This window comes from Cupriavidus sp. GW821-FHT07C08, assembly GCF_059419025.1.
The window spans coordinates 1-10,221 of the sequence record NZ_JBWKQZ010000063.1; the positions used below are offsets into that span (position 1 = coordinate 1).

10 protein-coding genes are annotated in these 10,221 nt (G+C 68.4%); 9 read left to right on the top strand and 1 reads right to left on the bottom strand.

Annotated elements, in window-relative coordinates; translation table 11 throughout:
* Nucleotides 1-311: 311 nt before the first annotated feature.
* The 5 genes from AC07UK_RS38505 (at nucleotide 312) to AC07UK_RS38525 (ending at nucleotide 6,623) form a co-directional block, all read left to right on the top strand.
* Nucleotides 312-1,985, top strand: coding sequence for an AMP-binding protein (locus AC07UK_RS38505; protein WP_494688325.1), 1,674 nt, complete (start codon nucleotides 312-314; stop codon nucleotides 1,983-1,985).
* 40 nt (nucleotides 1,986-2,025) lie between these two features.
* Nucleotides 2,026-2,412, top strand: a complete 387-nt coding sequence (locus AC07UK_RS38510) for a DUF488 domain-containing protein (RefSeq protein ID WP_436222853.1) — start codon at nucleotides 2,026-2,028, stop codon at nucleotides 2,410-2,412.
* A gap of 57 nt (nucleotides 2,413-2,469) precedes the next feature.
* Nucleotides 2,470-3,714 carry a nucleoside recognition domain-containing protein gene (locus AC07UK_RS38515; RefSeq protein WP_013958267.1) on the top strand — a complete coding sequence of 415 codons (1,245 nt, stop codon included), beginning with the start codon at nucleotides 2,470-2,472 and terminating at the stop codon, nucleotides 3,712-3,714.
* Between the two features lie 400 nt (nucleotides 3,715-4,114).
* Nucleotides 4,115-6,232 (top strand): FUSC family protein, encoded by a 2,118-nt coding sequence (locus AC07UK_RS38520; protein ID WP_494688324.1) that lies wholly within the window; start codon nucleotides 4,115-4,117, stop codon nucleotides 6,230-6,232.
* Between the two features lie 112 nt (nucleotides 6,233-6,344).
* Nucleotides 6,345-6,623 (top strand): DUF1488 family protein, encoded by a 279-nt coding sequence (locus AC07UK_RS38525; protein ID WP_013958269.1) that lies wholly within the window; start codon nucleotides 6,345-6,347, stop codon nucleotides 6,621-6,623.
* A gap of 54 nt (nucleotides 6,624-6,677) precedes the next feature.
* Here the strand turns inward: AC07UK_RS38525 and AC07UK_RS38530 are convergent, their stop codons facing one another.
* A complete protein-coding gene (locus AC07UK_RS38530; protein ID WP_436222855.1) occupies nucleotides 6,678-7,148 on the bottom strand; it encodes a universal stress protein in 471 nt (156 codons plus the stop codon).
* Between the two features lie 210 nt (nucleotides 7,149-7,358).
* Between AC07UK_RS38530 and paaA the strand changes: the two genes are divergently transcribed.
* Genes paaA through paaD form a run of 4 tightly spaced genes read left to right on the top strand, consistent with a single transcriptional unit; the run spans nucleotide 7,359 to nucleotide 10,151 of the window.
* Nucleotides 7,359-8,378, top strand: coding sequence for a 1,2-phenylacetyl-CoA epoxidase subunit PaaA (gene paaA / locus AC07UK_RS38535; protein ID WP_436222856.1), 1,020 nt, complete (start codon nucleotides 7,359-7,361; stop codon nucleotides 8,376-8,378).
* 31 nt (nucleotides 8,379-8,409) lie between these two features.
* Nucleotides 8,410-8,697, top strand: a complete 288-nt coding sequence (gene paaB, locus AC07UK_RS38540; RefSeq protein WP_012354162.1) for a 1,2-phenylacetyl-CoA epoxidase subunit PaaB — start codon at nucleotides 8,410-8,412, stop codon at nucleotides 8,695-8,697.
* A gap of 10 nt (nucleotides 8,698-8,707) precedes the next feature.
* On the top strand, nucleotides 8,708-9,559 hold the full coding sequence (paaC, locus tag AC07UK_RS38545; protein ID WP_436222857.1) for a 1,2-phenylacetyl-CoA epoxidase subunit PaaC: 852 nt from the start codon (nucleotides 8,708-8,710) through the stop codon (nucleotides 9,557-9,559).
* A 31-nt stretch (nucleotides 9,560-9,590) separates the two neighbouring features.
* A complete protein-coding gene (gene paaD / locus AC07UK_RS38550; protein ID WP_436222858.1) occupies nucleotides 9,591-10,151 on the top strand; it encodes a 1,2-phenylacetyl-CoA epoxidase subunit PaaD in 561 nt (186 codons plus the stop codon).
* Nucleotides 10,152-10,221: the final 70 nt, after the last annotated feature.

Consider the following 10,221-nt stretch of genomic DNA (forward strand, 5'->3'; position numbering starts at 1 on the left):
GCGGTCAGCGCTGCAAACTTCGCTGCGCCAACCTTCCGGTCGACCCCGCAACCCTTGCTGCGTCTGCTTTGCAGCGCTGCGTTGTGTTGCGAGGGGGCGAATATTAAGGGACGCAGGACCGACTGGCAAGCGATTTCGCGAAATAATTCGAGGCACCCAAAAAAGCGGCGCATGGGGCGCAAATGTCGCGCTGGTGACAACATCCAGCGGGGCCTCGGCTTAAGCTGACGCCGTGGGCGTTGGCCCAACCCGAAACGCCTTCCTCTATATATAGGCGTCGAATGCCAAGCAGAGCAGTTGAAGGAGGCAAGATGAACCGACCCGTGACGCCCGGCCTCTCCCTGGTCGCCGGCAGCACCGACATCCCCCTGTCTGATCAGACGATTCCGGCACTGCTGGCGCGCACGGTCGCCGCAAACCCGGACGGCCCGGCCGTGGTGTTCCGCGAGCATGGCGTGCGCTGGAACTGGGCGGAGTTCAGCGACCAGGTCGATCGCCTGGCCAGCGGCCTTCTCCAGCGCGGCATCCAGCCGGGCGACCGCGTCGGCATCTGGGCGCCGAACCGGCCCGAATGGGTGGTGACCCAGTTCGCCACCGCCCGCATCGGCGCCATCCTGGTCAATATCAACCCGGCCTACCGCCAGGCGGAGCTGGAATATGCGCTGAACAAGGCGGGCGTGCGCATGCTGATCACGGCCGCGCGTTTCAAGACCAGCGACTATCTGGCCACCCTGCAGGCGCTGGCGCCGGAACTGGCCGAGGCCGAGCCGGGTGCGCTGCGCGCCGCCCGGCTGGCCCGGCTGCAATGGGTGGTCCGCATGGGAGCCGAGGCGACGCCCGGCATGCTTAATTACGATGCACTCCTGGCCGAACCCGATACTGCGCGTCTGGACGCGGTGACCGCCACGCTCTCCGCGCATGACGCCATCAATATCCAGTTCACCAGCGGCACCACTGGCAACCCCAAGGGCGCCACGCTGACGCATCACAACGTGGTCAACAACGGCCGCTTTGTCGCCATGGCGATGCGCCTTGGCGACAGTGACCTATTGTGCATCCCGGTGCCGCTCTATCACTGCTTCGGCATGGTGCTGTCGGTGCTGGCCTGCGTCTCGGTCGGCGCCTGCATGGTGTTCCCGGGCGAGGCCTTCGATCCGCTCGCGACCATGCAGGCGGCCAGCGAGGAACGCTGCACCGCCCTGCATGGCGTGCCGACCATGTTTATCGCCCAGCTGGACCATCCGGAGTTCAGCCGCTTCGACTTCTCGACCCTGCGCACCGGCATCATGGCCGGCGCCCCCTGCCCGATCGAGGTCATGAAGCGCGTGGTGGCCGACATGCATATGTCCGAGGTCACCATTGCCTATGGCATGACCGAAACCAGCCCGGTCTCGTTCCAGAGCGCCACCGACGATCCGCTGGACAAGCGCGTCGCCACCGTCGGGCGGGTGCAGCCGCACCTGGAATGCAAGGTGGTCGACGCCCTCGGCGAGGTCGTGCCGACCGGCGCCACCGGCGAGCTCTGCACCCGCGGCTACTCCGTGATGCAGGGCTACTGGGAAGACGACGAGCGCACCCGCGAGGCCATCCGCGACGGCTGGATGCACACCGGCGACCTCGCCACCATTGACGACGAGGGCTACTGCAACATCGTCGGCCGGGTCAAGGACATGCTGATCCGCGGCGGCGAGAACATCTACCCGCGCGAGATCGAGGAATTCCTGTTCCGCCATCCCAAGGTGCAGGCGGTGCAGGTCTTTGGCGTGCCTGACCAGAAATACGGCGAGGAGGTCTGCGCCTGGATCGTGCTCAAACCCGGCCAGACCGCCACCGAGGACGAGATCCGGACGTTCTGCCGTGACCAGATCGCCCACTACAAGATTCCGCGCTATATCCGCTTTGTCTCGGAAATGCCGATGACTGTGACGGGCAAGGTGCAGAAGTTTGTCATGCGCGACACCATGATTCATGATCTGGGACTTTAGCCGGACGCACTCGCGTCGGCGGACATGAGCGGGACCCTCCATGACCATCCGAATCGTAAGACTGGGCACGCCGCGCGCGGCCGATGAAGGCCTGCGCATCGGCACCGTGCGCCGGCCGCCGCGGGGCGTGCCCAAATCCGAGTTTGCCAGCCGCGATTTCTACGATGTCTGGTATCCCGTGCTGTCGCCATCGCCCGAGCTGGTGGCCCAGGCGCTGCAGGCCACCGATGACAAGCAATGGCGGGCGTTCGTGCGGCACTTCCGCAAGGAAATGGCCGCGCCGGACGCCAGCCGCACGCTCGACCTGCTGGCGGCGCTGTCGCACCAGACCAATTTCTCGGTAGGCTGTTACTGCGAGAACGAGGCGCACTGCCACCGCTCGATCCTGCGCGAGCTGCTGGCCGAACGCGGGGCCGTGATCGGTTGAGCTGCACGCCGTGCCGGGAATCTCTCCGGCTTTGATTCCCCCGCTTCCCGCATTCCGATGGCCCTGAACGTTGTCTGGCTCGGTTTCTTCCTGATTTCCTTTGTCGCCGCCTGCGTCCGCCTGGCCAGCGGCGATCTCACCGTGTTCCCGGCAATGCTGGCGAGCCTGTTCGACAGCGCGCGCACGGCTTTCGAGATCGCGCTCGGCCTGGCCGGGGTGATGAGCCTGTGGCTTGGCATCATGCGCATCGGCGAGCGCGCCGGCGTGGTCGATGCCTTCGCCCGGCTGGTGAACCCGCTGCTGCGCCATTTCTTCCCCGGCGTGCCGCAGGGCCATCCGGCACAGGGGGCGATGATGATGAACGTGTCGGCCAACCTGCTCGGGCTGGACAATGCCGCCACGCCGCTCGGCCTGAATGCCATGCGCGAGCTGCAGACGCTGAACCGGCGCCCGGACGTGGCCACCGATGCGCAGATCATGTTCATCGTGCTGAATACTGCCGGGCTGACGCTGATCCCGACCTCGGTGATCGCGATCCGGCAGGCCATTGCGGTCAAGCAGGGGCTGGTGGGTTTCAATGCGGCCGACATCTTCCTGCCGACGCTGCTGGCCACCGGCGGCTCATGCCTGGCCGGCCTGCTGGCGGTGGCGTGGGTGCAGCGGCTGAACCTGCTGCGCCCGGCCGTGCTGGTGGCGTTCGGGCTGGTCGCGGCGCTGCTGGGCGGGATGTTCGCCTGGCTGCGGCACGCGCCGCCGGAGCAGGTCGGCAGCGTCACGGCACTGGCCGGCGCCGGCTTCATCCTGTCACTGATCACGCTGTTCCTGGTCTGCGGCGCGCTGCGCCGGGTCAATGTCTATGAAGCCTTTATCGACGGCGCCAAGGAAGGCTTTGGCGTCGCCGTGCAGATCATTCCCTACCTGGTGGCGATCCTCGTAGCCATCGGCCTGTTCCGGGCCACCGGCTGCATGGACGTGCTGATGGGCTGGCTGACGCTGGGCTTTGCCCAGCTGGGCGTCAATACGGACTTCGTGCCGGCGCTGCCGGTCGGGCTGATGAAGATCCTGTCCGGCGCCGGCGCGCGCGGGCTGATGGTGGACGTGATGACGACCTATGGGGTGGACTCGTTCCAGGGACGGCTGGCCGCGATCATCCAGGGCTCGACCGAGACCACTTTCTATGTGCTCGCGGTCTACTTCGGCAGCATCAATGTGCGCAATACGCGCCATGCGCTCGGTTGTGCGCTGGTGGCCGATGCTGCCGGGATCGTGTGTGCGGTAGGTGCCGCCTATCTGTTCCGTTAGGACACGGCCGGATCGTTGGAAACCGGAATTGTTGCATCGATACAACGTCATTGTGCGTATTGTCAGACATTGACACATGACCACTTGGTGCGTCGCAACAAACCATGTATAGTGGAGTCTGTCTCCTCCACCACCTCGGTGGATTCCAACCCACGCACAACCTGCGTGGGTTTTTTTTCGCCTTCGCGCCGGAACGGTCACAACCCCTGTGCACGTTTGCCCCTGCTGGCGCAGCAATCGTGCTTGGGGCCTCGCCACGCGGCTTTCTCGCTCCAACGTGGTGCGGCGAGCCGCTGCCGTGGGCAACAGGCCGGCTTTGTTGCAACGCAGCAAACGGTATCGTAGAGTGGTCTCACGACGGGCGCCCGACCTGGCAGGCCCGCGTGGATCCCGGCCCCGCATGTTCGCCTCCGCCCTCCTTGCCCGCTACTGGCCTGACCCCGTGCTGCTCCGGCACGGGATCATCTATGCGCTGTCGTTCCTGGCCCTTGCCGGTATTGGCTGGCTGACCGGGGATGCAGGCTACCTGTGGTCGGCCACGGCCTCGATCTGGACCTGCCTGGCGGACCGGCAAGGCACGGCGTCGGCACGGCTTTCCAGCCTGGGAGCGGTCGGCATTGGCGGGGCGGTGGCCAGCGCGCTGGGCGCGGCCGTGGCGCCGGCACCCTGGCTGGCCGTGCTGGTGGTGATGGCGGGAGGGCTTGCCGCGGGCCTGGCAGAGACGCGCGGCCCGGCCAGTGCGCTGGCGGCCAAGCTGCTCTATGTCGTGCTGGTGGCCGCGTGCCTGCAGCCTGCGGCCGGGCCCGACCTGGCCGTGCAGGTCCTGCAAAGCGGGCTCGACTTCCTGCGCGGCGGGGTGTTCGCGTGCCTGGCTTGCCTTGCACTGATCCCGTCGGCCCGCGACGATCGGCCACGCACCGAGATCGTGGCCGCCTACGACGCGCTGGTCCGGCTCGCCACGGCACTCGCCGACACCCGCCACGGCAATGACCTCGCCACCTGCAAGCAGGACATCCGCAACCGCATCGAGGCCGCGCGCCGGGCCATCGAGGCCCGACGCAGCCTGCGCGACCCCAGCAGTCTCCTGCACTATGCCTATGCCGTGGGTGTCGCCGACGCCCTGTTTGCGCTGCTGATCGTCGCGGGCGAGCTGCGCGAGCGCGCCGGCGCCGCCCATGGCTTGCCGATGCAGCCGCCGTTGCGTCATATCGCGCGCTGTGTCGCCGACGCCCGCGAGCAAGTCGGCCAGGCACTGGCGCGGCACGCGCCCGACCTGCCGGCGTTGAGCGCGGCGCTGCGCCACGAACTGCGGCGCCTGACCGCGCCCGTGGCCAATGCCAGCGCCCCGCCCCCCTATCAATCGGCACTATCCGCCCTGGCGCACCATCCGGATTTCGACCGATGGCGCGCAAGCTTCCGCTGGCCGCGGCGCGGCATCGGGCACGGGCTGGCCCAGATGGTGCGCGGGCTGGCCGACCACGCCGCAGGCGATGCCCTGGTCACGCGCCACGCCCTGCGGCTGGCGCTGGCCGGCAGCCTCAGCCTGGTGCCGGCGCAGTGGTGGCGGCTGGACCACGGCTACTGGGTGGCGGTGACCGTGATCATGGTGCTCAGCCCCCAACTGCAGACCACCCGGCAGGTTTCCGTGAAACGCTTTGCGGGCTCGCTGGCGGGCGCCCTGTGCGCCTGTGTGATTGGCCTGCTCCAGCCGACGCCGGTGGTGGCGCTGGGCATCAGCGCAGCCTTCCTGGCTGGGGCTTATGCCAGCCGACTTGCCGGGCAGCCCGGGGCGTTCGCGTTCTGCCTGACGCCGGCCGTGATCCTGTTCTCATGGGTGGGCGCGCCGGCCGTCGACAGCAGCCACTTTGCCGCGCTGCGCGGCATCGACACCGCGCTCGGCTGCCTGATCGCGCTGGCGACTTACTTTGTGCTGGCACCGCGCGTGGAAATGTCGCGCGTGTTCCGCCATGCCGTCGACGCGATGGCGGTCAACGCGGTCTACCTGCGTGCCGCCTTCGCCGCCAGCCGCGTGGCTCAGTCCGCGACGCCGCGCGCCGTGCCGCGGCTGGAAGCCTTGCGCATTGCCGCCGGCCGGGCTTCCACCCGCGCCGAACTCACGCTGGCACAGGCCGCCGGCGCGCTGGCGCCGGACTATGCCGGAGCCTACCAGCGCGTGCATGCGTGCGCGCGCCGCATGGCCGCGCTGGCCGGCGTGGTGCGAGCCGGGGTGGAGTCGGGCATTTTCACGCTGCCCGCCGGGGCTGAAGTGCGCATGCTCCTGACGAAACTGGAAGCGCAACTGGCCGAACTGGCGATGCGGCCGGGCCTGGCAGACACGACCAGCAGCGCCGAGCGCCCCGCGCTACCACCTGCTGCCGCGCTCGACGCCTTCCTGGCGGAACAGGCCGACTATGCCGCCGCGCATATCGCCGCCGCCCATGCCGCGGTGGCGGACCTGCGCACGCTGGGCGCGGCCGCGCGCAAGCTGCCGGGGCGGCGGCGGGCGCACAGCGGCTGAGCGGAACCAAAAAAGAAGGTTGCCGGACCGGCCAGCGGACCGGCCGGACTTTACGGAACGCGGCGATGGCCTATATTGATTGAATACGCCCGCCGCCAGCACGAGGCACGCCATGTCCGACATCACGTTCCCTCGCAGCCTCCCGACCTACTGCGCAGCCAGCCTCACGCTGTCCTGCCCCGCCACGGTCAACGGCAGTCCCACCTTGTATTCCGTCACCGCCGAGGCCCTCGAGGCCCATTTCGGCGCGCGTTCACCGCGCGAGGAAGACCTGGTCGCAGCCTTCACCAGCAACCGCCAACGCATCGAGCGCCTGGCCGAAAGCCTGTTCGAGCTGACCGAGGCGCGCGAGATCGTGCTGCGCAGCGGCCATTTCCGCTTCGCCGGCTGAATCTCGTCGCCTGTCCTGGCGCCCCCGATCGGGGGCGTGGTTTCATTCGACCATTCAGTCGGCCTTCGCCTCGCCGCGCACCAGCAGCACCGGCATGGTGGACTGGCGCATTACCGCCTCGGCCACGCTGCCTAGTACCAGCCGGCGCACGCCGCGGCGTCCGTGCGTGCCGATCACCAGCAGGTCGGCGCCCCATTGGCGCGCGGCCTCGTTGATCGAGGCCCCCATGTCGCCGGGCACCGGCGCTTCGGTCACCAGCCGGGTTTCATGCGCCACACCGGCTGCGGCCAGCCGCTGCGAGGCGGCCTGCAGCGCGCGCTGGCCGCTTTCCTCGAACGCCTTCTGCAGCTGGCTCGGGTCGTAGTACCCGGCATCGAACATGGGCGTGCCGGTGTCCACGACATAGAGCGCCAGCACGGTGGCGCCGCCCGGAGCCGCCACGCGGATGGCTTCGCCCAGCGCCAGGTCGGCCGTGCTGCTGCCGTCCACCGCCACCACGATCTTGCTGTATGCCGTGCTAGTCATAGGTATTGCCTCCGTTGACAGGGAAAGGGATGGCGGCGGTAACGCCGCCTGCCTTCGATACTACCGTGCAGCAACCGCCACGTGGCGAGCAGGATCAAGCATGGGCCACGGTAGCGGGCCTTCCCTTAAATTGACCGACCGGTCGGCATATATATAATAGGGCCAGTCGCTGTCCGCGATCCGAGCGGCATTCCCGCCAGAGGAGACAATATGTACACGCAGAGTCTTGACCTGCCCGGCCAGCACGCCGATGCGGCGCAGGCCAGCGCGCCCCAGGACGAAGCCGCCCGCCAGGCCGCGTTCGACGCCTGCATGGCCGCCGACGGCAAGATCGAGCCGCAGGACTGGATGCCGCAGGCCTACCGCAAGACCCTGGTGCGCCAGATCTCGCAGCATGCGCACTCGGAGATCGTCGGCATGCTGCCGGAGGGCAACTGGATCAGCCGGGCCCCGTCGCTCAAGCGCAAGGCCATCCTGCTGGCCAAGGTGCAGGATGAAGGCGGCCATGGGCTCTACCTGTATTCCGCCGCCGAGACGCTGGACGCCTCGCGCGATGACCTGGTCGACGCGCTGCACAGCGGCAAGGCCAAGTATTCGTCGATCTTCAACTACCCGACGCTGACCTGGGCCGACGTGGGCGTGATCGGCTGGCTGGTCGACGGCGCGGCGATCATGAACCAGATCCCGCTGTGCCGCTGCTCGTATGGCCCGTATGCACGCGCCATGATCCGCATCTGCAAGGAAGAGTCGTTCCACCAGCGCCAGGGCTTCGACGCCCTGCTGGCGATGATGCGCGGCACCGAGGCCCAGCGCGAGATGGTGCAGGATGCGGTCAACCGCTGGTGGTTCCCGGTGCTGATGATGTTCGGCCCGCCCGACGCTGCCTCGACCAACAGCGCGCAGACCATGGCCTGGGGCATCAAGCGCATCTCCAACGACGACCTGCGCCAGAAGTTTGTCGATGCCACGGTCGAGCAGGCCCGCGTGCTGGGCGTGACCCTGCCCGACCCCGGCCTGCAATGGAATGCCGAGCGCGGCCACTATGACTACAGCCCGCTGGACTGGGATGAGTTCTGGCGCGTGATCAACGGCGACGGGCCCTGCAACCGCGAGCGCCTGGCCACCCGCGTGAAAGCGCATGAGGACGGCGCCTGGGTGCGCGAGGCCGCGCTGGCGCACGCCGCCAAGGTGGCCGAACGCGAAGCCCGCGCCAGCCGCGCCGCAGCCTGAACCCCGCGCCCGAGGACGGAGGAGACAAACGATGCAACGCAAGGAATGGCCGCTGTGGGAAGTGTTCGTACGCAGCAAGCAAGGCCTGGAACATAAGCATTGCGGCAGCCTGCACGCCGCCGATGCGCAGCAGGCGCTGCACATGGCGCGCGACGTCTATACGCGGCGCCAGGAAGGCGTGTCGATCTGGGTGGTGCCGTCCGCGGCCATCACCGCGAGCGTGCCCGAGGAAAAACCGGAGCTGTTCGACCCGATGGCCGACAAGATCTACCGGCACCCGACGTTCTACCAGCTGCCCGACGAAGTCAACCACATGTAAGGCCCGCACCATGACCGCATCCCCACAGCCGACTGTGCCCGCCTCGCTCGACCACCTGCCGCCGGCGCGCACCGCGGCCTTGCGCTACGTGCTGCGCCTGGCCGACAACGCCCTGGTCCTGGGCCAGCGCAACGCCGAATGGTGTGGCCATGGCCCGGTGCTGGAAGAAGACATCGCACTGGCCAACATCAGCCTGGACCTGATCGGCCAGGCGCGGCTGCTGTACGGCCGCGCCGGCGAGCTGGAAGGCGAGCTGACCGGCCTGCCCCACCATGAGGACGACTACGCCTACTGGCGCGCCGAGCGCGACTTCCGCAACTGGACGCTGCTGGAATTGCCGCACCGCGGCCCGCTGGCCGGCAACGCCGCCGCCGAGCGCGACTACGCCGTCACCATCATGCGCAACTTCCTGTACAGCGCGCTGATGGTCGAGCTTTGGGAAGCCTTGCTGGCCAGCCGCGATGACCAACTGGCCGCGATCGCCGCCAAGTCGGTCAAGGAAGCGCGTTACCACCTGCACCACGCGGCTGGCTGGGTATTGCGCCTGGGCGACGGCACCGAGGCATCGCACGCGCGCATGCAGCGCGCGCTGGAGCACCTGCTGCCCTATATGAACGAGTGCTTTGCCGAAGACGCGGTGGAAGCCGAGGCCGCCGCGCAGGGCATCGGCGTAATCACGGCCACGCTGCGCCCCGCCTGGGATGCCACCGTCGCCGAGACGCTGCAGGCCGCCACGCTAACCCTGCCCCAGGCCACGAGCTTTGTCTCGACCGGCAAGCACGGCGTGCACTCCGAACACATGAGCTACCTGCTGGGCGAGATGCAGGGGCTGGCGCGGGCCCATCCGGGCGCGCAATGGTAAGCGCCCGCTTCGCCGCAAAGGGTTGACCAACATGACCATCGCCGCCCTACCCCTGCGCAAGGACCGCGCCACCGATGGTCGCATCGCGCGTGCATGGGCGGCGCTGGAGGCCGTGCCGGACCCGGAGATCCCAGTGGTGTCGATCCGCGACCTGGGCATCCTGCGCGATGTCCTGACCGCCGCCGACGGCGCGCTTGAGATCGTCATCACGCCCACCTACTCCGGCTGCCCGGCGATGTCGCAGATCGCCGAGGACATCGACCGGGCGCTGGACGGCGCCGGGCTGGCGCCGTGGCGCATCCGCACCGTGCTGGCGCCGGCCTGGACCACCGACTGGATCACCCCGGCCGCGCGCGAGCGCCTGCGCGCCTTCGGCATTGCGCCGCCGGGCCAGTGCGGCATGCCGGCCGCGGCGCAGCCGCTGCGCTTTGTGCCTAGCGCCGCCCGCGCGGGCGCACCCGATGTCGTGGCCTGCCCGCGCTGCGGCAGCGTGCATACGCAGGAAATCTCGCGCTTTGCCTCGACCGCCTGCAAGGCGCTGTACCGGTGCCTGGACTGCCGCGAGCCGTTCGACTATTTCAAACCCTACTGAGCCTCCCAAGCGCCATGCCTGCGCCCGACGTTCGCGAAGAAACGGTTGTGCCCTATAACGGGAACAGCAG

Bases quoted from the DNA above. Each gene is read 5' to 3' on its own strand.
- AC07UK_RS38505 (WP_494688325.1), top strand. From the start codon at position 312: ATGAACCGACCCGTGACGCCCGGCCTCTCCCTGGTCGCCGGCAGCACC.
- paaA (WP_436222856.1), top strand. From the start codon at position 7,359: ATGTACACGCAGAGTCTTGACCTGCCCGGCCAGCACGCCGATGCGGCG.
- AC07UK_RS38530 (WP_436222855.1), bottom strand. From the start codon at position 7,148: ATGACTAGCACGGCATACAGCAAGATCGTGGTGGCGGTGGACGGCAGC.
- paaB (WP_012354162.1), top strand. From the start codon at position 8,410: ATGCAACGCAAGGAATGGCCGCTGTGGGAAGTGTTCGTACGCAGCAAG.
- AC07UK_RS38520 (WP_494688324.1), top strand. From the start codon at position 4,115: ATGTTCGCCTCCGCCCTCCTTGCCCGCTACTGGCCTGACCCCGTGCTG.
- AC07UK_RS38510 (WP_436222853.1), top strand. From the start codon at position 2,026: ATGACCATCCGAATCGTAAGACTGGGCACGCCGCGCGCGGCCGATGAA.
- AC07UK_RS38515 (WP_013958267.1), top strand. From the start codon at position 2,470: ATGGCCCTGAACGTTGTCTGGCTCGGTTTCTTCCTGATTTCCTTTGTC.
- AC07UK_RS38525 (WP_013958269.1), top strand. From the start codon at position 6,345: ATGTCCGACATCACGTTCCCTCGCAGCCTCCCGACCTACTGCGCAGCC.
- paaC (WP_436222857.1), top strand. From the start codon at position 8,708: ATGACCGCATCCCCACAGCCGACTGTGCCCGCCTCGCTCGACCACCTG.
- paaD (WP_436222858.1), top strand. From the start codon at position 9,591: ATGACCATCGCCGCCCTACCCCTGCGCAAGGACCGCGCCACCGATGGT.